This is a genomic window from Kitasatospora sp. CB01950, assembly GCF_001905465.1.
GTDB lineage: Bacteria > Actinomycetota > Actinomycetes > Streptomycetales > Streptomycetaceae > Kitasatospora.
Genome location: NZ_LISX01000008.1, coordinates 337,649 through 360,341 on the forward strand (window position 1 = coordinate 337,649; position 22,693 = coordinate 360,341).

The 22,693-nt window shown below is 73.5% G+C and carries 20 protein-coding genes and 1 riboswitch; of the genes, 9 read left to right on the forward strand and 11 right to left on the reverse strand.

Going from position 1 to position 22,693, the window contains the following annotated elements; genetic code table 11:
* The first annotated feature begins 162 nt into the window (after positions 1-162).
* Complete coding sequence (locus tag AMK19_RS21965; RefSeq protein ID WP_073814369.1) at positions 163-909, forward strand: histidine phosphatase family protein; 747 nt, start codon at positions 163-165, stop codon at positions 907-909.
* Positions 910-916: 7 nt separating this feature from the next.
* Here the strand turns inward: AMK19_RS21965 and AMK19_RS21970 are convergent, their stop codons facing one another.
* Entirely contained in the window at positions 917-1,891 is a 975-nt protein-coding gene (locus AMK19_RS21970; protein WP_073814370.1) for a helix-turn-helix domain-containing protein, read from the reverse strand.
* 117 nt (positions 1,892-2,008) lie between these two features.
* Between AMK19_RS21970 and AMK19_RS21975 the strand changes: the two genes are divergently transcribed.
* The 3 genes from AMK19_RS21975 (at position 2,009) to AMK19_RS21985 (ending at position 6,345) form a co-directional block, all read left to right on the forward strand.
* Positions 2,009-2,521: a GNAT family N-acetyltransferase gene (locus tag AMK19_RS21975; RefSeq protein WP_073814371.1), complete on the forward strand. Its 513-nt coding sequence runs from the start codon at positions 2,009-2,011 to the stop codon at positions 2,519-2,521.
* A gap of 58 nt (positions 2,522-2,579) precedes the next feature.
* A riboswitch (cobalamin riboswitch) is annotated at positions 2,580-2,739 on the forward strand.
* Between the two features lie 172 nt (positions 2,740-2,911).
* Positions 2,912-5,326, forward strand: coding sequence for a ribonucleoside-diphosphate reductase subunit alpha (locus AMK19_RS21980; RefSeq protein ID WP_073814373.1), 2,415 nt, complete (start codon positions 2,912-2,914; stop codon positions 5,324-5,326).
* Positions 5,326-6,345 carry a ribonucleotide-diphosphate reductase subunit beta gene (locus AMK19_RS21985; RefSeq protein WP_073814376.1) on the forward strand — a complete coding sequence of 340 codons (1,020 nt, stop codon included), beginning with the start codon at positions 5,326-5,328 and terminating at the stop codon, positions 6,343-6,345. The genes AMK19_RS21980 and AMK19_RS21985 overlap by 1 nt, the downstream gene beginning before the upstream one ends.
* Before the next feature lie 95 nt (positions 6,346-6,440).
* Here AMK19_RS21985 and AMK19_RS21990 read toward each other — a convergent pair whose 3' ends face one another.
* The 9 genes from AMK19_RS21990 to AMK19_RS22030 form a co-directional block, all read right to left on the reverse strand.
* Complete coding sequence (locus AMK19_RS21990) at positions 6,441-8,414, reverse strand: glycoside hydrolase domain-containing protein (RefSeq protein ID WP_073814390.1); 1,974 nt, start codon at positions 8,412-8,414, stop codon at positions 6,441-6,443.
* Positions 8,415-8,530: 116 nt separating this feature from the next.
* Positions 8,531-9,163 carry a peptide deformylase gene (gene def / locus AMK19_RS21995; protein ID WP_073814393.1) on the reverse strand — a complete coding sequence of 211 codons (633 nt, stop codon included), beginning with the start codon at positions 9,161-9,163 and terminating at the stop codon, positions 8,531-8,533.
* 105 nt (positions 9,164-9,268) lie between these two features.
* Positions 9,269-10,252 (reverse strand): tetratricopeptide repeat protein, encoded by a 984-nt coding sequence (locus AMK19_RS22000; RefSeq protein WP_073814396.1) that lies wholly within the window; start codon positions 10,250-10,252, stop codon positions 9,269-9,271.
* A 128-nt stretch (positions 10,253-10,380) separates the two neighbouring features.
* The gene (locus tag AMK19_RS22005) at positions 10,381-11,703 is read right to left on the reverse strand and encodes an HD-GYP domain-containing protein (RefSeq protein WP_073814398.1); all 1,323 of its coding nucleotides are present in this window, start codon (positions 11,701-11,703) and stop codon (positions 10,381-10,383) included.
* Complete coding sequence (locus AMK19_RS22010; RefSeq protein WP_073814399.1) at positions 11,700-13,094, reverse strand: HD-GYP domain-containing protein; 1,395 nt, start codon at positions 13,092-13,094, stop codon at positions 11,700-11,702. Before AMK19_RS22010 ends, AMK19_RS22005 begins: the two co-directional genes overlap by 4 nt.
* Positions 13,095-13,272: 178 nt before the next feature.
* Positions 13,273-13,632 (reverse strand): mycothiol system anti-sigma-R factor, encoded by a 360-nt coding sequence (gene rsrA / locus AMK19_RS22015; RefSeq protein WP_073814400.1) that lies wholly within the window; start codon positions 13,630-13,632, stop codon positions 13,273-13,275.
* Positions 13,629-14,375, reverse strand: a complete 747-nt coding sequence (locus tag AMK19_RS22020) for a sigma-70 family RNA polymerase sigma factor (protein ID WP_443135034.1) — start codon at positions 14,373-14,375, stop codon at positions 13,629-13,631. Before AMK19_RS22020 ends, rsrA begins: the two co-directional genes overlap by 4 nt.
* 248 nt (positions 14,376-14,623) lie before the next feature.
* The gene (locus AMK19_RS22025) at positions 14,624-15,244 is read right to left on the reverse strand and encodes an alpha/beta hydrolase family protein (protein ID WP_073814401.1); all 621 of its coding nucleotides are present in this window, start codon (positions 15,242-15,244) and stop codon (positions 14,624-14,626) included.
* 26 nt (positions 15,245-15,270) lie between these two features.
* A complete protein-coding gene (locus AMK19_RS22030) occupies positions 15,271-16,008 on the reverse strand; it encodes an SOS response-associated peptidase (protein ID WP_073814402.1) in 738 nt (245 codons plus the stop codon).
* A 109-nt stretch (positions 16,009-16,117) separates the two neighbouring features.
* On the opposite strand from AMK19_RS22030, the gene AMK19_RS22035 reads away from it, so the two are divergent.
* The 5 genes from AMK19_RS22035 to hisN all read left to right on the forward strand — a co-directional run bounded on the left by AMK19_RS22035 (position 16,118) and on the right by hisN (position 20,486).
* A complete protein-coding gene (locus AMK19_RS22035; RefSeq protein ID WP_073814403.1) occupies positions 16,118-16,822 on the forward strand; it encodes a M50 family metallopeptidase in 705 nt (234 codons plus the stop codon).
* A 28-nt stretch (positions 16,823-16,850) separates the two neighbouring features.
* Positions 16,851-18,185, forward strand: a complete 1,335-nt coding sequence (gene aroA, locus AMK19_RS22040; RefSeq protein ID WP_073814405.1) for a 3-phosphoshikimate 1-carboxyvinyltransferase — start codon at positions 16,851-16,853, stop codon at positions 18,183-18,185.
* A gap of 15 nt (positions 18,186-18,200) precedes the next feature.
* A complete protein-coding gene (gene rsgA / locus AMK19_RS22045) occupies positions 18,201-19,256 on the forward strand; it encodes a ribosome small subunit-dependent GTPase A (RefSeq protein WP_073814407.1) in 1,056 nt (351 codons plus the stop codon).
* Between the two features lie 89 nt (positions 19,257-19,345).
* Complete coding sequence (locus AMK19_RS22050; RefSeq protein WP_073814409.1) at positions 19,346-19,669, forward strand: DMT family transporter; 324 nt, start codon at positions 19,346-19,348, stop codon at positions 19,667-19,669.
* Positions 19,670-19,688: 19 nt separating this feature from the next.
* Positions 19,689-20,486, forward strand: coding sequence for a histidinol-phosphatase (gene hisN / locus AMK19_RS22055; protein WP_073814412.1), 798 nt, complete (start codon positions 19,689-19,691; stop codon positions 20,484-20,486).
* Positions 20,487-20,639: 153 nt separating this feature from the next.
* Here the strand turns inward: hisN and AMK19_RS22060 are convergent, their stop codons facing one another.
* The gene (locus tag AMK19_RS22060; protein ID WP_241844507.1) at positions 20,640-22,556 is read right to left on the reverse strand and encodes a tetratricopeptide repeat protein; all 1,917 of its coding nucleotides are present in this window, start codon (positions 22,554-22,556) and stop codon (positions 20,640-20,642) included.
* Positions 22,557-22,693 lie beyond the last annotated feature (137 nt).

Consider the following 22,693-nt stretch of genomic DNA (forward strand, 5'->3'; position numbering starts at 1 on the left):
GCGGGGGCGCAACCAGCCCCCGCATGCGCCCTTGGGTCGCGCCGTTGCCTCGATCGACACTGGGGTGACGGCGCGATCATCTGTTATGACAGCGCTTTTCGGGAGAGACCGGGGAGAGACGAGAACCGCCGACGCAGCACCGACAACGGGGAGCCACCGCCAATGACCGACCTCACCACGGTACGCAACGGGCACCGCACCCAGGCCGACGGCGGGCGGCGGCTGCCGTCGGTGCTGATCGCCACCCGGCACGGCGAGTCGACCGCCAACGTGGAGTTCCGGCACGCGGACGCCACGGGCGCGCTGACCGTCCCGATCACCTGCCGGGACGCCGACATCCCGCTCTCGCTGCGCGGCCAGGCCCAGGCCACCGACCTGGGCCGCTGGTGGGGCGCCCTGCCACCGGCCGACCGGCCCCGCTCGGTGTGGTGCTCCCCGTACGTGCGCACCGCGGAGACCGCGAGAATCGCCCTGGCCCAGGCGTCGGGGCTGGGCGCCGTCCCGGTGGGCCTGCCGATCCGCTGGGACGAGCGGCTGCGCGACCGCGAGCTGGGCGTGCTGGAGATGCTCACCAAGGCCGCCATCGAGCGCGACCACCCGGCCGAGGCGGAGCGGCGCCGGCGGATGGGCGAGCTGTACTACCGGCCGCCCGGCGGCGAGTCCTGGCTGGACGTGGCGCTGCGGGTGCGCGGTGTGCTGCGCGACCTGGGCGAGGAGGAGGCGGGCCGGCCGGTGCTGCTGGTCGCGCACGACTGCACGGTGCTGATGCTGCGCCACGTGCTGGACCGGCTGGGCGAGGAGGAGCTGCTGGCGCTGCCGCCGGTGGCCAACTGCTCGGCCAGCGTGTGGCGGGCGCGCGAGGGCCGGTTGCGGCCGACCGCCTGGAACGAGACCGAGCACCTGTCCTGAGCGCCCGTCAGACCGCGTGGAGCGCGGCCGTCCGGCCGGGGCCGCCGAAGGCCCGCCGGTAGGCCTGCGGGGTGGTGCCGAGCCGGCGGCCGAAGTGGTGCCGCAGGGTGGCGGCGTTGCCGAAGCCGCAGCGGGCGGCGACCGCGTCGACGCTCTCGCCGGTGGACTCCAGCAGGCGCTGCGCGAACAGCACCCGCTGGCCGGTGAGCCAGCGGTGCGGGGTGGTGCCGGTCTCCTGCTGGAAGCGCCGGGCGAAGGTCCGCGGGGACATGTGGGCGTGCCGGGCGAGGTCGTCCACGCTGGTCTCCCGGTCGAGGTGGCGGCGCATCCACTCCAGGGTCCCGGCCAGCGAGTCGCCGGCGCCCTCGGGCAGCGGGCGGTTGATGAACTGCGCCTGCCCGCCGTCGCGGTGCGGGGCGACCACCATCCGGCGGGCGATCTCCCGGGCCACCTCCGCGCCCTGCACCTTGCGCACCAGGTGCAGGCAGGCGTCGATGCCGGCGGCGGTGCCGGCCGAGGTGATCACCGGATGGTCGTCCACGTACAGCACGTCGGGTTCGACGGTGGTCAGCGGGAAGCGCTCGGCCAGCACGTCGACGTACTTCCAGTGCGTGGTGCTGCGGCGGCCGTCGAGCAGGCCCGCGGCGCCGAGCAGGAAGCTGCCGGAGCAGATCGACAGCAGCTGGGCGCCGCGGTCGTGGGCGGCCCGCAGCGCCTCGCAGAGCGCCTCGGGGTAGTGCGCGCGGATGCCGGTGGCGGTGGCGATCACCAGGTCGGCCTCGGCGATCCGCTCCGGGCCGTACGGCACGTGGACGTCGTAGCCGGCGTGGGTGCGCATCGGGCCGGGCCGGTCGCCGACCAGGCCGAACTCGTACGCCGGCAGGCCGCTGTCGCTGCGGTCCAGGCCGAAGATCTCGCTGGCCACGCCCAGCTCGAAGGGGTGGATCGGCTCCAGCACGATCACCGCGACGTTGCTCAGCATCCGCCCAGCATGGCACTGGCAGGATTTCGCGGCAAAGGCGCGTTCCTGCCATCTCGGCGGGCCGTTCGACCCGGACCTGGCCGATCCGCGCCGGGAGCGGTCCGGCACACTGTCCGGATGCACTCCCCGACCGACCGCGTCACGCTCGTCCGCCGCGCCCTCGACCACGACCTCGCCGGAGCCGCGGAGGTCACCGTCGAAGCCTTCGTCGGCGACGGCCACACCCGCCCCGAGTCCGACTACGTCGAGCTCCTGCGGGACGCCGCCCGGCGCAACCGGGAGGCCGAGGTGCTGGTCGCCGTCGACCGCGCCGACGGCTCGGTGCTCGGCAGTGTGACGTTCGCCGCGGGCGGCAACCCGTGGGCGGACATCGCGCGTCCGGACGAGGGTGAGATCCGGATGCTGGCGGTCGGCGCGGCGGCCCGCGGGCGCGGTGTCGGCCGGGCGCTGGTGTCCGCGGCGATCGACCGCAGCCGGGAACTCGGACTGGCCGGGATGGCGTTCTCCACCCGGCCGACGATGACCGCCGCGCATCGGATCTACGATGTTCTGGGCTTCGTCCGGACCCCGGAACGGGACTGGGCTCCGGCCCCCGGGGTGGACCTGATGGTCTACACGATGCGGTTCTGAGGCGACTCCGGCGTGGTTCCCGTTGTCTACGCGCGGCACCACGCCGCGACACGCGGCTACTACATCTGGTGCCGCCAGCTCCAGCCGCCACAACATGTATGCTCGACTCGCTGTCGAAGCAGGGGAATCCGGTGCAAGTCCGGGACTGCCCCGCAACGGTGAGCGGGCTGTAGCGACGCCCGCGCAGTCCGAGGACCTGCCGACGGTGTGCGACACGGCATCCCCGCAGACGCCATGCAGCACAGCTTTGCCGTCCGGCCTCGCGGGCGGGCCGGGGGTGGGTCTTTCGCGCGCCGATCGAGCGTTTCGGCGTGCCGTCCTCCCCTGTCCTCCCGTGTGCCACCGGACACCTCGATCCACGTCCGTCGCCGCCACAGGAGAGAGTGCGCCTTGACCGTCGCCGCCTCAGTCACCCTGCCGTCCCAGGGTTCCGCCGACGCCTTCACCGACCCCGGTGCGGCGCTGCTTCGGCTGCTCACCGACCGCAGCACCGACCTCCCCCAGGTGGACCCCGGCCACGTCGCCGCCGCCGCGCTGCGCGGCCGCCACGCCGGTTCGGACTTCGCCGAGCTGCGCGGGCTGGCCGTGGAGGCCGCCGCGTCGATGATCGCCGAGGACCCGCAGTACTCGAAGCTGGCCGCGCGCCTGCTGGCGATGGAGATCGCCGACGAGGCCGCCACCCAGGGCGTCACCTCGTTCGCCGCCTCGATCGCCGTCGGACACGCCGAGGGCCTGATCGGTGACGCCACCGCCGAGTTCGTCGCCGCGCACACCGAGCTGTTCGACTCGCTGATCGACGCCTCCGGCGACGACCGCTTCGAGTACTTCGGCCTGCGCACCGTGCAGTCCCGCTACCTGCTGCGCCACCCGATCACCCGCAAGGTGGTCGAGACCCCGCAGCACTTCCTGCTGCGCGTCGCGGCGGGCCTGGCGGTCGGCACCTCCGAGCAGTCGGTGCTGGAGGTGGCCGAGCTCTACAAGCTGATGAGCCGCCTGGAGTACCTGACCAGCTCCCCCACGCTGTTCAACTCCGGCACCCGGCACCCGCAGATGTCCTCCTGCTACCTGCTGGACTCGCCGCTGGACAACCTGGACTCGATCTACAACCGGTACGCGCAGATCGCCCGGCTGTCCAAGCACGCCGGCGGCATCGGCCTGTCCTACTCGCGGATCCGCTCCCGCGGCTCGCTGATCCGCGGCACCAACGGCAAGTCGAACGGCATCGTCCCGTTCCTGCGCACCCTGGACTCCTCCGTGGCGGCGGTCAACCAGGGCGGCCGGCGCAAGGGCGCGGCCTGCGTGTACCTGGAGACCTGGCACGCCGACATCGAGGAGTTCCTGGAGCTCCGCGACAACACCGGCGAAGAGGCCCGGCGCACCCACAACCTGAACCTGGCGCACTGGATCCCGGACGAGTTCATGCGCCGCGTCAACGCCAACGAGGACTGGTCGCTGTTCTCCCCGGCGGACGTGCCCGAGCTGGTCGACCTGTGGGGCGCCGACTTCGACGAGGCCTACCGCAAGGCCGAGCTGGCCGGCAAGGCCGTGCGCACCATCCCCGCGCAGACCCTGTACGCCCGCATGATGCGCACCCTGGCGCAGACCGGCAACGGCTGGATGACCTTCAAGGATGCCTCCAACCGGGCCGCCAACCAGACCGCGCTGCCGGGCCGCACGGTGCACTCCTCGAACCTGTGCACCGAGATCCTGGAGGTCACCGACGACTCCGAGACCGCGGTCTGCAACCTGGGCTCGGTCAACCTGGGCGCGCACGTCGCCCCGGGCGCCACCGCCGACGACCTGGTCAACGCCATGGACTGGGACCGCCTGGACGCCACCGTGCGCACCGCGGTGACCTTCCTCGACCGCGTGATCGACATCAACTTCTACCCGACCACCGAGGCCGGGACGTCCAACTCCCGCTGGCGCCCGGTGGGCCTCGGCGTGATGGGCCTGCAGGACGTCTTCTTCAAGCTGCGGCTGGACTTCGACTCCGCCGAGGCGAAGGCGCTCTCCACGCTGATCTCCGAGCGCATCATGCTCACCGCGTACGAGCGCTCCGCGGACCTGGCCGAGCAGTTCGGCCGCCACGAGGCGTACGGCGAGACCCGCGCGGCCCGCGGCCAGCTTCACATCGACCACTTCGGCGCGGCCACCCCGCAGTGGACCGGCCGTTGGGACGCGCTGCGTGCCCGGATCGCCGAGACCGGCCTGCGCAACTCGCTGCTGCTGGCCATCGCGCCGACCGCGACCATCGCGTCCATCGCCGGCGTCTACGAGTGCATCGAGCCGCAGGTGTCCAACCTGTTCAAGCGCGAGACCCTGTCCGGCGAGTTCCTCCAGGTCAACCCGTACCTGGTGCGCGAGCTGAAGGAGCTCGGCGTCTGGGACCAGCAGACCCGGGACTCGCTGCGCGAGGCCAACGGCTCCGTGCAGGACTTCAAGTGGCTGCCGGAGAGCGTCCGTTCGCTGTACCGCACCGCGTGGGAGCTGCCGCAGCGCGCGCTGATCGACCTGGCCGCCGCCCGGCAGCCGTACATCGACCAGAGCCAGTCGCTGAACCTGTTCATGGCCGCGCCGACCATCGGCAAGCTCTCCTCGATGTACGCCTACGCGTGGAAGGTCGGTCTGAAGACCACCTACTACCTGCGGTCCCGTCCGGCGACCCGGATCGCCCAGGCCGCGTCGGGCACCGCCCGCACCGCCGCCCCCGTGCCGGTGCAGACCCCGACCCTCAGCCAGGACGAGCAGGACGCCATCGCCTGCTCCCTGGAGAACCCCGAGTCCTGCGAGGCGTGCCAGTAATGAGCTCCGAAGACCAGAAGAAGATGCTGCTCGACCCGGGCTTCGAGCTGACCCTGCGTCCGATGCGCTACCCGTCGTTCTACGACCGGTACCGGGACGCGATCAAGAACACCTGGACCGTCGAGGAGGTGGACCTGCACTCCGACGTCGCCGACCTCGCCAAGCTCTCCGAGGGCGAGCGGCACATGATCGGCCGGCTGGTCGCGTTCTTCGCCACCGGTGACTCGATCGTCTCGAACAACGTGGTGCTGAGCCTCTACAAGCACATCAACTCGCCGGAGGCGCGGCTCTACCTGTCGCGGCAGCTGTTCGAGGAGGCCGTGCACGTCCAGTTCTACTTGACGCTGCTGGACACCTACCTGCCCGACCCGGAGGACCGCAACGCGGCTTTCGCCGCGGTGGAGAACATCCCCTCCATCGCGCAGAAGGCGCAGTTCTGCTTCAAGTACATGAACGCGGTCGACCACATCGACTCGCTGCAGAGCAAGGAGGACCGGCGGGCCTTCCTGCTGAACCTGATCTGCTTCGCGGCGTGCGTCGAGGGCCTGTTCTTCTACGGCGCGTTCGCCTACGTGTACTGGTTCCGCAGCCGCGGCCTGCTGCACGGCCTGGCGACCGGCACCAACTGGGTGTTCCGCGACGAGTCGATGCACATGGACTTCGCGTTCTCGGTGGTCGACACCGTCCGCGAGGAGGAGCCCGACCTCTTCGACGACAAGATGGCCCAGCAGGTCACCGAGATGCTGGAGGAGGCCGTCGAGGCCGAGCTCCAGTTCGCCCAGGACCTCTGCGGCGACGGCCTGCCCGGCATGAACACCGAGTCGATGCGCCAGTACCTGGAGGCCGTCGCCGACCAGCGCCTGGCCCGGCTCGGCCTGCCGATCCGCTACGGCTCGACCAACCCGTTCGGGTTCATGGAGCTGCAGAACGTCCAGGAGCTGACCAACTTCTTCGAGCGCCGGGTCTCCGCGTACCAGGTCGCCGTCGAGGGCTCGGTCTCCTTCGACGACGACTTCTAGGCCGGACTCCGGGCCGACGCCGGAACGACCCGAGGGCCGCACCCCGCCGCAGAGCGGGGGTGCGGCCCTCGGCCGTGTTCGGGGGCGGCGGCCGGTCAGCCGCGGCCGAAGGTGCCGCTGGCCCAGAGCGAGCCGCCGGTGGACGGGCTGCCGTCCCAGCGGTAGACCACGAAGTTGGCGTCGTCCTGGAGCAGGGCGTACGCCCCGGTGTTGCCGTAGGTGCCGGTGCTCCACAGGGCGGTGGTGCCGTCGGCCTTGTAGACCACCAGGTTGCCGTCGTCCTGCATGGACAGGCGCGCGCCGGAGTTGCCGTAGGTGTTGGTGGACCAGATCGCGGCGCCGTCGCTGCGGCGGTAGATCACCAGGTTGCCGTCGTCCTGCATGAGCATCCGGACGGACGCCGACTGGATCCACTGGTTGGGGTACAGGGCCTGGCTGCGGCCGATCTTGGACGGGAAGGCCGCGGTGCCGGTGCCCCACAGCCCGCCGTTGCCCGACCCGCCGCCTCGGCGGTAGACCACCACGTTGCCGTCGTCCTGCACGGCGGTGTACGCGCCGGCGCTGGAGGTGTTGCTCGCCCACAGCGCGCCGCCGTTGCCGGGGCCGCCGTCCTTGCGGTAGACGACCAGGTTGCCGTCGTCCTGCATGACGGCGTACGCGCCGGGGTTGCCGTAGGTGTTGGTGCTCGCCAGGGCGCGGCCGCCGCCGACCTTCAGGGAGGTGACCAGGTTGCCGTCGGGCTGCATGGTCAGCTTGACCGAGTCGCTGCTGAGGCTCTGGCCGGAGGAGAGGCGCCGGCCGGGCTGCAGGGTGTTGCCGGAGCCGGGCCAGGTGACGTCCATGTAGCTGGCGTCGATGGCCATGCCGATGCCGCCGTAGGTCTCGGTGACATTGCCGGAGTACTGGTGGCCGCGACGGCCGTCCGTCCACTGGCCGGCGCCGACGGGCAGGCCCATGCCGGCGTCGCTCACGTCGTGGTGGGAGTTCCAGGCGGCGGCCCACAGCACGTCGGGCTGCGTGTAGGAACCGGTGGTCCAGCGGCTGGAGAGGTCCTTCACGCCGCTGGCGGCGCCGGTGTAGACGCCCGAGCGGTAGCCCTTGTTGTGCAGCTGCGTCGTCCACCCGAAGAAGTATTCGAGGACCCGGTCGCGGTAGAGGGAGGAGTCGTAGCCCTCCATGTCGGTGTAGAGCACCGAGCCCTGTTGGAAGCCGAGGGCGGCGGCCTTGGCGACCGCGTCGTCGGCGGCGTCGGAGCCCTGCCGGCGGGCGACCGCCGGGTCGGCGTCGACCAGCAGGTTGCCGATGGAGGCCTGGCGGCCGACGTACAGCGGCATGAAGCCCCAGCCCTCGGCGTTGCGGGCGTCCACCCAGCTCTTCGTGGGCGAGGCGCAGGCCTGCGCGGGCCCGCCGAGGTACACGCTGGTGCCCCGGTACGGGGAGTTCGCCGCCCAGGCCGCCATGGTGGTGTCCGACGGCGCGGCGCAGCGGTCGAAGGCGTACCCGGCGATGTCGGTGCGCAGGGCGCCGGTCGCGGCGGCGGCCTTGGGGGCGGCCGGCGCGGTGGCGTGGACCCCGGCGTCGAGGCTCGCGGTCTCCAGGATCCGCCGGACCTGGTCGGACGAGACGGCGTAGGTCGCCGTCACCTCCAGGCCGCCGGCGCCGAGCCGGGCCTGGATCTGGCGGCCGGCGGCCGCGTCGTCCAGGACGCTCTTGCCGATCGGCCGGCCGGGGACGACGGTGCCCTGGGTGCGGCCGGCCACCGCGGGCTGGATCAGCAGGCCGTCGGAGCGGCCGGGCGCGAGGTGCGCCGGGCAGTCCTGGTCCGCGCCGGGGGTGCCCAGGTAGACGGCGTTCACGTCGAACCGGACGCAGGTACGGGGGTTGGCGGCGAGGTCGACGACCGGCCAGTCCGCGGGTACCCGGGCGTGGAAGCCCTGGTAGTCGACCTGCTTGGCGCCCTGGCCCGCAGACGGCTGCGCCCCCGCGGCCCAGGCGTCGGGGACGGCCGCGGCCAGTCCCGTGACGGCGAGCGCGATGATCGCGGCCCGCCCTGCTGCACGACGTTGCATGCTGATGCCCCACCCCTGAAGTCGTGTCCGACCTGACATGTGGACAGGACTGTAGCGGACGGAAACGACGAAGGGCCGTACTCGAACTTCGAGTGCGGCCCTTTTGTGATCGTCCGTCAGCTGTTGGGCGCCGTGGCGTACTTGGGGGTGCCGTCGGCCATCTGCCGCAGGGCGTCCTTGCGGTCGCGCTTGGAGAGCCGGTCGATGTACAGGTACCCGTACAGGTGGTCGGTCTCGTGCTGGAGGCAGCGGGCGAAGAAGCCGGTGCCCTCGACCCGGATCGGGTTGCCGTGCTTGTCCTGGCCGTTGACGGCCGCGTAGCCGGGGCGGGCGAGCTCCTGGTAGGCGGTGGGCACCGACAGGCAGCCCTCCTGGCCGTCGTCCAGGCTGCGGCGGCCCGCGGGGAGCTCCTCCAGCACCGGGTTGACGACGTGCCCGACGTGGCGGACGCCCTCGTCGTCGGGGCAGTCGTAGACGAAGACCTTCAGGTCGACGCCGATCTGGTTGGCGGCCAGGCCGACGCCCTCGGCGGCGTACATCGACTGGAACATGTCGTCGATGAGCGCGGCGAGGTCGTCGTCGAAGGCGGTGACGGTCTGCGTCTCGCGGTGCAGGACCGGGTTGCCGACCACGGTGATCGGGCGGGCGGTGCCCTTGCCCGGGTCGGGCAGATCGCCGACCACCTGCTGGACGTCGCCGCCCGGGTGCTCGTGGTCGTGCTCGTGCTCGTGGTCGTGGTGCTCGGCCATCGCTTGGTTTCCGCTCCGTCCGCGTCCGGCTGGTGTACCGGTCCAGGGTACGGGGCGTGGCGGCGCGCGGAAGTACCTCCCGGCCCCCTTGAGCTGGGGGGCGGGTCAGCACACCTCTTCGAGGTCCCGGTAGGCGCGGGTGGCCGGGGAGGCGGCGGCCCAGCGGTCCAGCAGGGTGCGGACCAGGCCGGCGGGCGCGGCGATGCCGCATTCGCGTTCGATCTGCCAGGGGCCCCCGGCCGATCCCTGGCTGAGGTGGCTGAGGTGGCCGGGGTGCAGCGGGTCGCCGTCGTCGTGCGGGTCGTGGTGCGCGGTGTGGCCGTCGTCGATGGCCATCCGGCTCTCCGAACAGGTGCGGCACAGCAGCCGCACCGAGGACGTCCAGTCCTCGGCGGCGTACCCGGCGTCGGCGACGGTCTTCTCCAGCGCGTCCCGGTCGGCGGCGGTGGCGGCCTGCAGCAGCACCACCCAGGTCGGCACCGGGGAGGGCGCCCACAGTTCGATCTCGTCGAACACCGGGTAGGCGACGCCGTCGGCGACCCGTTCGCCGTGCGGCGCGCCGTCGTGCAGCACCACTTCGCCCCAGCGGCGGCCGGAGGACGGCAGCGGGATGGACAGCACCTCGATCCGCGCCGGGTCGAGCCGGCGGCCCCACACCACCTCGGACTCGCCGTCCGGGGACAGCCGCACCGGAGTGGTGCCGAGGTCGAGCTCGATCGGCCCGTCCGTGCCGGGGCCGCCGGGCAGTCGCAGCCCGTACGCCTGCCAGGCGCGGCGGGCCAGCGGCCAGTCCTGCAGGGCGGTGGCGGTGATGCCGAGGTTCCACCAGTCCGGGGCGCCGTGCTGGCGGTCGAGCAGGGCGACGGCGCGCAGGCCGGCGCTGCGGGCCTGCTCCCAGTCGCGGCGGAACTTGTGCAGCAGGGCGAGGTTGAACCAGGAGTCGGACAGGCCGGGTTCCAGGTCGGCCGCCATCACCAGCAGTGCCCCGGCGTCCTCGTACCGGCCGTCGCCGATCAGCGTGAACGCACGGTCGGTGGTCTGCCGCCAGGTCGCCGACGGACGGTGCCGTGCGCGGTGGAAGATCCTCACGTTGGTCCCTTGCCGTCGGTCGTCACCGGGTCGCCCCGCCTCCGGGTCTTCCCGCCACGACCGCATCCAACCACGCGCGCCGCGGGCCGCGCGCCCTGCGCGGCCATTCAGTCCGCGGGCCCGGGAACTCATCGGGCCGCGAACCGGCAGCGGGCCGCGCGGTGGCCGCGGCGGCCGAGTCGGGCGAGCGCGTCCAGCACCACCGGGTCGTAGCCGCGGCCGGCGTCCAGGCGCAGGTGGTCGAGCGGGTCGAGGGCGCCGGCCCTGGGGCGGTCGGCGGCGGCGGTGCGCAGGTCGTCGTGCGCGTTGGCGACCCGGATGATCCGGGAGGCCAGCGGCAGGGTGGGGTCGTGGCGGCCGTCGTCGAGCCGGCACGGGTCGGCGAGCCGGGCGACCTGCTGCCAGACCTGCTTGGGCACGCCGGTGCGCCGGATCACCTCGCTGCCGAGCCGGGCGATCTGCTGCTGCTCGTCGTCGGGCAGCAGCGCGGTCGCCCCGCCGGGGACGGGCTCCACCAGCGACAGCTGGCCGATGTCGTGCATCAGCGCGGCATACTCCAGCAGCGTCAACTCCCGGCTTCCGAGGCCGAGTTCGCGCCCCAGAGCGCACGCCGTGTCGGCCACCCGGCGGGCATGCCCGGGCGTGGTGTAGCCGGCGATCTCGGTGGCCCGGGCGAGCGTCTCGATGGTCTGCCCGGTGGTGGCCCGGACTTCGACGGCCCGCCGGAACGAGGCCTGCGTGAGCAGCAGCGGCACGCAGAACACCGGCAGCGCCCACAGTCCGGCCTCGCCGGCCAGCAGGCTGAGCAGCAGACCGGTGGCGACCTGCGCGGAGCCGATGCCGAGCAGCGCGTGCAGCTGGTCGTCGAGCGCGGCGCTGTACCGCAGCCCGGTGCGGGCCCGCTGCTGCCCGGCCGCCAGCACCGCGTCGCCGAGCGCGGCCAGCGCGGCGACGGCGGCCAGCAGCGCCCCGTACGCGGGGCCGGGCAGCCGGTCGGTGGCGCCGGAGTCGTACAGCGGCTGGAACAGCAGTGCCGCGAAGGAGACGGTCACCACCCGGCGGGCGGCGGCGTCCAGCCCGCCGAGCGGGGTGCGCGGCCGGCGGCGGACGGCGGCCAACGCGGCCAGCCCGACCCACTGCACGGCGAGGCCGACGGCGGTGCCGGCCGCGGTGACGGCGGTGGCCTGCAGCACGCCGTGCGCGGTGGGCAGGCCGTGCAGCGGCCCGAGCAGCGCGTACGCGAGGGCGACGGCGGTGGCCACCGGTGCGGGTTCGCGGTCGCCGGGCAGCGCGGGCCCGGCGCACTGGCCGAGCGCGATCAGGGCGGTGAACGCGAGCGCCACCTCGGTCTGGCTGGTGCCGGCGGCGAGCGCGTGCGCCAGCGCGAAGCCGCCGAGCAGGACGGCGGCCACGTGCGGCAGGTCGGCCGGTCCCGGCCGCCGGAGGGTCACGGCGCCCCGCCGGCCGGCAGGCCCTGCCCGGACTGCTGCGGCAGCCGGGCCGGTTCGGGCACGCCGAGCGGGATGTCCGGCACCTCGCCGTCCCAGCCGCCGGGCGGCGGCGGCTCGGGCTGCCAGCCGTGTTCGGCGACGGCCTCGACCAGGGCCCGCACCATCACCGGGTCGAACTGGCTGCCCGCGCACCGCTCCAGTTCGGTGACGGCCTCCTGGACCGGCCGGCCGCGCCGGTAGGAGCGGGTGGAGGTCATCGAGTCGAAGGCGTCGGCGACCGAGATGATCCGGGCGAACTCGGGGATCCGCTCCCCCGCCAGCCCGTGCGGGTAGCCGCGGCCGTCCACCCGCTCGTGGTGGTGCAGGATGCCGTCGCGGCCCTCGCCGAGGAAGTCCAGCTGCCGCACCAGCTCGTGCCCGAACACCGGGTGCACCTCGACGGCGCGCCGCTCCGCGGGCGTCAACGGGCCGTTGCGGCGCAGCAGTTCGGTGGCGACGGCGAGCTTGCCGACGTCGTGCAGGGTGCCGGCGAAGTGCAGGGTGCGGATCCGGTCCTCGGCGAGGCCGAGCTGGCGGGCGATCAGCACCGAGGCCCGGCCGACGCGTTCGCTGTGGCCGCGGGTGTAGGCGTCCTTGATCTCCACGGCCTGCACCAGGGCCTGCACGGTGGCGCGGTGCGCGGAGCGTTCGCGGTGGCCCTGCGCGGACAGCCAGGCGGTGATGGTCAGCGGCAGCAGGCCGAGCACCGCCGCGAACGCCCCGTACGGGCCCTGCCACAGCACCGCGACCATCAACCCGCCCGCGCCGTGCAGCAGCGCGGCGGGCGCCGCCCGGTGCAGCTTGCGGATCACGCCGTGGCCGGCCGAGCCGCAGGTCAGCCGCACCATGCCGGCCACCAGCACGCCGTTGACCAGGCAGAACGTCAGGATCGCGGCGAGCGCGCCGAGGGCCGCGCCGGGAAAGCGGGTGCCGAGCAGCAGCCGGGAGCCGCCGAGCAGTCGGAACACCTCGGCGGAGCACGCCGCGGCCAGCGCCAGCTGGGCGGCGTTCCACACCCGGCGCAGGGCGCGCGGGCGCTGGGCCGGGCCGAGCAGTGCGCCGGGCAGCGCGACCAGCGCGGCGGCGGCGGGCGGCAGCATCAGCACGCCGGCGAACAGCACCGGGAAGAAGCCGCTGCCGCGCGGATCGGCCGAGGTCTCCTGCGCGGGCCGGCCGCGCAGCCACCGCCACACCCGGGCGCACGGGGTGCGGGCGCCCTGGGCGAGCGATTCCAGACAGAGGTGGAGCAGGGCGAGCAGCCCGATCCGGGGCCAGTCGAGGTCCGGGCCGGCGCCCGACAGCGGCAGCAGCGCGGCGAGCGCCGCCGTCAGCACGGCGGACAGATAGGCCACGGCCCGCCCCGGCAGGGCGATGCGCTCGCATTCGCTGGCGATCTCGGCCTCCCCAGCCCGTACCGGGCCCTCCGACGTGAGGACTCGTCAGAGAATAGGGCCCGGCCACCCGGACGGGGCGCACGATCGCGGATTGCCGCAGCCGGAGCAGCGACAGCTCACCCGATCGAGTGAGTAATCACTCCGCGGTGGCGACGGCGGAGCCGTGACCGGCCGCGCCCTCGACCGTCATCTCCATGCTGACGGAGGACACCTCGACCGTCGGGCCCTCGCCGGGGCGCTGGCCCGCGCGGATCGAGTCGATCCGGGCCAGCACCTTCGCCCGGAGGTCGGAGGGCGTGTCGTCGCAGCCGCACGAGCGCTTGATCAGCGCCTTGATGGCCTGCTCCAGGCCGTACTTCTCCAGGCACGGCGAGCACTCGTCGAAGTGCACCCGCAGCTTGGCGCAGTCGCCCTCGGGCATCTCGTTGTCGAGGAATTCGTAGAGGTGGTCGAGCACCTCTCCACACTCGGTCTCGTGCGGATCGCCGCAGCTCATGAGCCCGCGCCCTTCGCTTCGTGCCCTGCACCGGTACCGGCCGGGACCAGCCCCCGCTCGCGGGCGTAGTCCTCCAGCATGCCGCGCAACTGGCGGCGACCACGGTGCAGTCGGGACATCACCGTACCGATGGGTGTACCCATGATGTCCGCGATCTCCTTGTACGCAAAGCCCTCGACGTCCGCGAGATAGACCGCGATCCGGAACTCCTCCGGAATGGCCTGCAGGGCGTCCTTCACATCGCTGTCCGGCAGGTGGTCGAGCGCCTGCGCCTCGGCGGAGCGGAGCCCCGTCGACATGTGCGACTCGGCGCGCGCCAGCTGCCAGTCCTCGATCTCCTCGGCCGCGGTGCGTTGCGGTTCGCGCTGCTTCTTGCGGTACGAGTTGATGAACGTGTTGGTGAGGATGCGGTACAGCCAGGCCTTGAGGTTGGTGCCCTCACGGAACTGGTGGAACGACGCGTACGCCTTGGCGAACGCCTCCTGGAGCAGGTCCTCCGCGTCGGCCGGGTTGCGGGTCATCCGCAGCGCCGCCGAGTACATCGGATCCAGGAACCCCAGCGCGTCGCGCTCGAAGCGCTCGCGCCTGGCCTCCTCGCTCTCGTTCTCGGACACCCTGAAGGTGTCCTCGCCGATCACCTCGGCCAGTTCGTCGCCGGTGAGCTGGTCGCTCTCCGGACGGCCCTGGTCGGTGCCTGAAGCACCCGACACGGCCGCGTCATCGGTCCCGACGACCGGACCCACCTCCTCGGTCAGCTGCACACGGCCCACTTCGGGCCGACCCGCAAGCGAGGATATCGGGCTGACCGGCTTCTCGCCCGCGACAACCCACTCCGACCAGTCCGGCACGAGCGACGACTCGGCCGCCCGCTCGTCGGGCCGCTCGGGGCACGCGATCGAAACCATGGGCGCTGCCTTTCCACCGGGGCATGTTCTGACGACTCGTGCAACCCCGCTCGTTGCCCGGACATTCCCGGCCTCCGCCGAGGGGGTCAGAGCCAGCCGGCCACGGCGTCGGTGATCAGCGCCAGGGCCTCGCCCTGGTCCAGCGGCGCCTTCTTCGGGACCTTGAACGCGTGGGAGCCGTACGGCACTTCGACCAGGCGGTGGGTGTCGGGCAGGGCCGGGAACTCCTCCGGGGCGCCGAAGGTGTCCGCGCCGCCCTGCACCACCAGGGTCGAAAGTCCGGTCTCCAGCAGTTCCTCGGCGCGGCTCTTCTCCGGCCTGCCGGGCGGGTGCAGCGGGAACGCCAGCGCCAGCACGCCCGCCGCGCCGAGCCCGGCGGCGGTCCGGCAGGCCACCCGGGCGCCGGCGCTGCGGCCGCCCGCGTACACCGGCAGGCCCTCCTCGGCGGCGGCCTCGAACTGCGCGGGCCAGCCGGCGTCCAGCGTCTTCGGCGCGGGCGCGAGCTTCTTCCCGGCCACCCGCCAGGGCTGCTCGGCCAGCACCACGGTGACGCCGGCCGCCGGGAGCGCCGCGGCGATCGCCTGCAGGTCGGGGGCCTCGATGCCGCCGCCCGCACCGTGGCCGAGCAGCAGGACGGCGCGCGGGGCTCCGGCCCGGAACCAGTGGAGCCGGGCGTCGCCGGCGGGGGTGCTGATGATCCGCTGCATGGCGCGAGCGTATAGAGAGGTCGTGCTCAGAACAGCGTGGTGCGGTCGTCCTCGGTGAGTCGCCTGGTCAGCCCGGGGTGGTTGTTGCGGATCGAGCCGACCTCGTCGGGCACGGCGTGGATCCGCAGGTCGCCGGGCGGCGGCGGGGTGAGGTCGGCGGTCTCGGCGTACGGGTCGAGCCAGGCGTCCCAGCGGTCGGGGCCCAGGTACAGCGGCATCCGCTGGTGGACGGGGGCGAGCAGCGGTTCGGCGGCGGTGGTGACGACGGCGCAGGTCACCAGCCAGGCGTCCGGGTGCCCGGCGGGGACGTCCCGGTTGCGCCAGAACTCGTACAGCCCGGCCAGTGCCAGCGGGGCGCCGTCGGCGCGGGAGACGAAGTAGGGGCGGCGGGGCGGCCGGGAGACGTCGTCGGTGGGGGCGGTCTGCCACTCGTAGTAGCCGTCGACGGGTATCAGGCAGCGCCGCGAGGCGTACGCCTGCCGGTAGGCGGGCTTCTCGTGGACGGTCTCCGCCCGGGCGTTGATCATCTTCACCGCGGTGTCCGCACTGCCCGCCCAGGCCGGCACCAACCCCCAACGCAGCACCCGCAGTTGACGCACCGGCCGGCGTTCCCCGCGCGGCGCCCGGTCCAGCACGACGAACGCGGCGGCGGTGGGCGCGACGTTCCAGCTCGGGGCCAGCGTCTCGGTCGGGTCCCACTGCCGGACGCCGAAGTGCCGCACCAGTTCGGCGGGATCGGTGGAGGAGGCGAAGCGGCCGCACATGCCGTTCAGCTTGCCAGAACAGAACCGGCCGCTGGTCGCCGTCCGTCCTTCCGTGGGAGGCTGCCCGCCCGGGCGAGCGGGAAGCGACGGCGATCGGAGGCCCGCCGGCATGGACTTCGCACAACTGTGGGACCACGTGACGGCCGCACAGCCCGACCCGCCGCACTGGCTGGTGTGGGCCACCGCGGCGGCGGCGCTGCTGGCGGTGGCGGTGCGCCCGGTGTGGCGGCTGAGCCGCACGGTGGTGACCATCGCGCACGAGGGCGGGCACGGCGTGATGGCGCTGCTGACCCGCCGCCGCCTGTCCGGGATCCGGCTGCACTCGGACACCTCCGGGTTGACGGTCTCCTCCGGGCGCCCGACCGGCCCGGGCATGGTGCTGACCGCCGCGGCCGGCTACCCGGCGCCGTCCCTGCTCGGCCTGGGCGGCGCGGCGCTGCTGGCGACCGGCCGGATCACCGCGCTGCTGTGGATCGGCATCGCGCTGCTGGCCGCGATGCTGCTGACCCTGCGGAACCTGTTCGGGGTGCTGGCCGTGCTGGCCACCGGCGGCGCGTTCGTCGCGGTGTCCTGGTACGGGGACGCCGAGTGGCAGGGCGCGTTCGCCCACCTGGGCGTGTGGTTCCTCCTGCTGGCGGGGGCGCGCCCGCTGATCGAACTGTTCTCCACCCGGCGGCACGGCGGCGCCACCGGCTCGGACGCCGACCAGCTGGCCCGGCTGACGGGCGTGCCCGCGACGGCCTGGGTGGCGCTGTTCCTGCTGGTGGCGCTGGCCTGCCTCGGGCTCGGAGCGGCCTGGCTGCTGCCCCGGTAGCGGACCCGGTCCTCATAGACTGGGCGGCATGACCGACTCCCTGTGGCCCGCTCCCGTCGCCACCACCGCCGTGGACGCCACCGTGACGATCCCCGGCTCGAAGTCCGCGACCAACCGTGCGCTGGTGCTGGCCGCCCTCGCCGACGGCCCGGGCTGGGTGCGCCGCCCGCTGCGCAGCCGCGACTCGCAGCTGATGGCGGACGGCCTGCGGGCGCTGGGCGTGACGGTCGAGGAGACGGTGAACGAGGCGTCCGGCGGCACCGGCGGCGGCGAGGCCTGGCGGGTCATCCCGGCCGAGCGGCTGCGCGGCCCGGCGCAGGTGGACGTCGGCAACGCCGGCACCGTGATGCGCTTCCTGCCGCCGCTGGCCACCCTCGTGGACGGCCCGGTGCACTTCGACGGCGACCCGCGCAGCCACGAACGCCCCCAGCACGGCGTGATCGACGCGCTGCGCACCCTCGGCGCCCGGATCGACGACGGCGGCCGCGGCGGTTTCCCGCTGACCGTGCACGGCACGGGCGCGCTGGACGGCGGCCCGGTGGAGGTGGACGCCTCGTCCTCCTCGCAGTTCATCTCGGCGCTGCTGCTGTCCGGCGCCCGCTTCAACAACGGCGTGGAGATCCGCAACGTGGGCGCGACGGTGCCCTCGCTGCCGCACATCCGGATGACCGTCGACATGATCCGCAAGGCCGGCGGCCAGGTCGACGCCCCCGAGGACGGCGGTGAGAAGGACGTCTGGCGGGTCACCCCGGGCGCGCTGATCGGCCGCGACCTGGTGGTCGAACCGGACCTCTCCAACGCCGCCCCGTTCTTCGCCGCGGCCCTCGCCACCGGCGGCCGGGTCGTCGTCCGGGACTGGCCCAAGCACACCTACCAGCCCGGCGACCAGCTCCGCGACATCTTCAGCGCGATGGGCGGCTCCTGCCGGTTTGTCAATAAGCACAGCGCCGACGAGGGGCTGGAGTTCACCGGCACCGGCAAGATCCACGGCATCGAGGTGGACCTGCACGACGTCGGCGAGCTGACCCCGGTGATCGCCGCCGTCGCGGCCCTCGCCGACTCCGAGTCCCACCTGTACGGCATCTCCCACCTGCGGCTGCACGAGACCGACCGGCTCGCCGCGCTCGCCAAGGAGATCAACGACCTCGGCGGCGACGTCCGGGAGACCGAGGACGGCCTGCGGATCCGCCCCCGCCCGCTGCACGGCGGCGTCTTCCACACCTACGAGGACCACCGGCTGGCGACCGCCGCCGCCGTGCTCGGCCTGGTGGTGGACGGCGTCCTGGTGGAGAACGTGGCGACCACCGCGAAGACCCTGCCGGACTTCCCGCAGATGTGGGCCGACCTCCTCGGCCAGGGCTGACAGGGGATCACGAACATGCGCCGCTACGGCAAGGACGCCGACGAGGACGACATCCGCAGCCGCCCGGGCCGCCGGGGCTCCCGCCCCCGCACCCGCATCCGGCCCAAACACGAGGACGCCGCCGGGGCGATGATCCTCACCGTGGACCGGGGCCGGATGACCTGCCTGGTCGACGGCGGCACCAAGGACGAGCGCCTGGTCACCGCCATGAAGGCCCGCGAACTCGGCCGCAAGGGCGTGGTCGTCGGCGACATCGTCAACCTGGTCGGCGACCTCTCCGGGGACCCCGACACGCTGGCCCGGATCGTCCGGGTCGAGGAACGCACCTCGGTGCTGCGCCGCACCGCGGACGACGACGACCCGTACGAGCGGATCGTCGTCGCCAACGCCGACCAGCTGGCCATCGTCACCGCGCTCGCCAACCCGGAGCCCCGCCCCCGGCTGATCGACCGCTGCCTGGTCGCCGCGTACGACGCCGGGATGAAGCCGCTGCTGGTGCTCACCAAGTCCGACCTGGCGTCCGCCGACGAGCTGCTGGAGTCGTACGCGCCGCTCGGCATCGACTACGTGGTGACCCGGCACGACGAGCTGGCCACCGCCGGCGCGGAGGCCGTCCGGGAGCATCTGCGCGGGCGGACCACCGTCTTCATCGGGCACTCCGGCGTCGGCAAGACCACCCTGGTCAACGCGCTCGTCCCGGACCAGCAGCGGACCACCGGCCGCGTCAACGCCGTCACCGGCCGCGGCCGGCACACCACCGTCTCCGCGCTCGCCCTGCGGCTGCCCCCGCCGCCCGGCGTGAAGCCCGGCTCCCGGAAGGCCCTCGACCCGGGCTGGGTGATCGACACCCCCGGCTTCCGGTCCTTCGGTCTCTCCCACATCGACCCGTCCCGGGTCATCCTCGCCTTCCCCGACCTGGAGCCCGGCACCGAGGACTGCCCGCGGGCCTGCTCCCACGACGAGCCCGACTGCGCGCTGGACGCCTGGGTCGCCGACGGCCACGCCGACCCGGCCCGGCTGTACTCGCTGCGCCGCCTGCTCGCCACCAAGGAGGCCCACGAGGACGACTGAGAGTTCACGCAGCCGACGAGTCGCCCGGCCCTGTCCACTGGGTAACGATAGGAAGGTCACACCGTCCTATCTGACAGGGAGTCAACCCGATGGCATGGGCCATGGTGATCCTCGCCGGTCTGCTGGAAACGGGATTCGCGGTCAACCTCAAGCTCAGCCACGGCTTCACCAAGCTCTGGCCCACCATCAGCTTCTGCCTCTTCGCCCTCGGCTCCTTCGGCCTGCTCACCCTCTCCCTGAAAACCCTCCCGGTGGGCAGCGCCTACGCGGTGTGGACGGGCATCGGCGCGGCCGGCACCGCGCTGTACGGAATCGTCTTCCTCGACGAGTCCTCCTCCACTCTCAAGCTGGTCTCGATCAGCCTGGTCATCGCCGGTGTGATCGGTCTTCAGCTCAGCGGCTCGGGACACTGAGTCCGCTAGGGTTCGGGGCATGGCCGACTACCACGACGATCTCCGACTCGCCCACGTCCTCGCCGACTCGGCCGACTCGGTCACCATGGAGCGCTTCAAGGCCCTCGACCTCAAGATCGAGACCAAGCCCGACCTGACGCCCGTCAGTGACGCCGACAAAGCCGCCGAGGAACTCGTCCGCTCGGTCCTGCGACGCGCCCGCCCCCGCGACGCGGTGATGGGCGAGGAGTACGGCCTGCAGGGCTCCGGCCCGCGCCGCTGGGTGATCGACCCCATCGACGGCACCAAGAACTACGTCCGCGGCGTCCCTGTCTGGGCCACCCTGGCCGCCCTCCTCGAGGAACAGCCCGACGGCGAGTACGCCCCCGTCGTCGGCATCGTCTCCGCCCCCGCCCTCGGCCGCCGCTGGTGGGCCGCCAAGGGACTCGGCGCGTTCGCCGGCCGCAGCCTCGCCAAGGCCCAGCGCATCCACGTCTCCAAGGTCTCCCGCCTCGCCGACGCCTCGCTCTCCTTCTCCTCCCTCAGCGGCTGGGAGGAGCGCGCCCGCCTCGACGCCTTCCTCGACCTCACCCGCAAGTGCTGGCGCACCCGGGCCTTCGGCGACTTCTGGTCCTACATGATGGTCGCCGAGGGCGCCGTCGACATCGCCGCCGAACCCGAGCTCTCCCTCTGGGACATGGCCGCCCCCTGCATCGTCGTCCAGGAGGCCGGCGGCCGCTTCACCGGCCTCGACGGCATCGACGGCCCCTCCGGCGCGGACGCGGTCGCCACCAACGGCATCCTCCACGAAGCCGCACTGCGTTCGCTGTCGATCTGACAGAGCACCACCAGGGGCGCGGGGAACTGCGCGACAAGCGCAGACCACATCCGCAAGGTCGCGATCAAGTGCAGGTCGTTGTCCCGCGTCGCGATCTTGCCGTCGGATGCGTTCCCCTTCGCGCAGTTCCCCGCGCCCCTGATGGTGCTGCCCCTACGCGCTGAGCTCCGCGGTCATCGCTTCCAGCAACCGCCCCGCCCGCTCCGCGACCTCCGCCGGCCCGTACTCGGCAGCCCGCTTGCACCAGTTCTCGGCCTGTACGGCCTCCCCCCGCCGGAGGGCCAGCAGCGCCAGCCGCAGAGCCGCCCGGCCGTGGCCCGCGTCCGCCGCCCGGGTGTACCAGAGCATCGCTTCGGCCTCGGAGTCCTGACGCGCCAGCAGCAGCCCCAGGTTGAACGCCGCGCTGCGGCTCCCGCCCTCCGCCGCCCGCCGGTACCAGCTCTCCGCGATCTCCAGCGCCCCGCGCTCCGCCGCCCGCACCCCCATCCGGACCTGCGCCCGGAGGTGCCCGGCGTCCGCCGCGATCGCGTACCAGTGTTCGGCGTCCGCGTCGGCGCCCCCGCGCCGGTCGAGCAGCGAGGCGAGCCGGAAGGCTCCCTCCGCGGAGCCGCCGCCCGCGGCCTGCCGGTAGCGGTCGAGCGCGCCGACGAGGTTGCCGCGCTGTTCCTGGACGACGGCCAGTTGCAGGGCCGCTTCGCCGTGCCCCTCGGCGGCGGCGCGCGCGTACCACTCCTGGGCCTGCCGGGTCTCGCCGCGGCCGGCGTGCAGCACGCCGAGGTTGAACGCGCCGTCGACGGATCCGGCTTCGGCGGCCTTGGAGAACCAGGGTTCGGCGCCGGATTCGTCGCCGCGCTGGAGCAGCATGACGGCGAGTGCGTTGCAGGCTTCGCGGTGGCCGGCGTACGCCGCGCGCCGGTACCACTGTTCGGCCTGGGTGTCGCGGCCGGCGCCGGCGCACAGCAGGCCGAGGTTGAACGCGCCGTTGTGGTCGCCGGCGTCGAGCGCGGCGCGGTACCAGTGTTCGGCGACGGCGTTCTCGCCGCGCCCGGCGTGCAGCGCGCCGAGCGCGTTGGCCGCTGTGCCGTCGCCGGCTTCGGCGGCCTCCTGCCACCATTCGGCGGCGGCGGTGGGGTCGCCGGTGTCGCGGAGCAGGAAGCCGAGGGCGCAGGCGGCGCGGGCTTCGCCGTTCTGGGCGGACTGCCGGTACCAGCGGGCGGCTTCGTCGAGGTCGCCGCGGGATTCGAGCAGCACGCCGAGGCGCAGCGCGGCGCGGGCGTGGCTGCGGGCGGCGGCGGTGCGGTACCAGGTTTCGGCGGTGTCCTTGTCGCCGGCGGCTTCGCGCATCCGGGCGAGGCGGTAGGCGGCTTCGCGGTGGCCGGAGTCGGCGGCGGCCTTGAACCAGCGTTCGGCGCGGACGTCGCGGCGGTGTTCCATGAGGTCGCCGAGGGCGTACGCGCCGAGCGGGTGGCCCTGTTCGGCGGCGAAGTGCAGCCAGTATTCGGCGGCTTCTTCTTCGCCCTGGTCGCGCAGTTGCAGGCCGAGGGCGTGGGCGGCGGGGGCCGAGCCGGCGACGGCGGCCTGTCGCCACCACTGGCCGGCTTCGGCGCGGTGGCCCTGCTGGTGGAGCAGGACGCCGAGGTTGTTGGCGGCGGCGCGCAGTCCTGCGGCGGCGGCGGTGCGCAGGTAGGGTTCGGCGTCCTGGAGGTCGCCGCGGCGCAGCAGGAGGGCGCCGAGTTGGCTGGCGGCGCCGGGGTCGCCGGCGTCGGCGGAGCCGCGGTGGCGGGCTTCGAGGGCGGCCTGTTCGCGGGCGGCGAGGGCGGTTTCGAAGCTGTCGGCGCCGTCGTCGCTCTCCAGCAGGTCGCGGGCGGAGGCGGTGGCGACGACCTGGTCGGCGGTCAGGTGGACGAGGCTGTCGGGGCCGTAGCCGGACATGGCGGGGCCGCCCCGGGTGCTGCGCTGCGCGGGCAGGCTGCTGCCCGGCCGGCGGGCGGGTCGGGCACCGGTGTCACTGTCCGTGGTGCTGTTGGCCGCCAGTCGTTCTCCCGTCCCGTTTTTTCCGATGAGTTTCATGCCGACTCCAGCTCCCCCCGAGTGTCGCGGCATTCGCCCCCGGCCGTCGGCCCGGGGTGGTTCCCCCAGGGGTCGCGCCGGATCGGACGGCCTGTCAATGGCCGCGCCGCGTCCCCCTCGTGGTCCATCGTCGCATC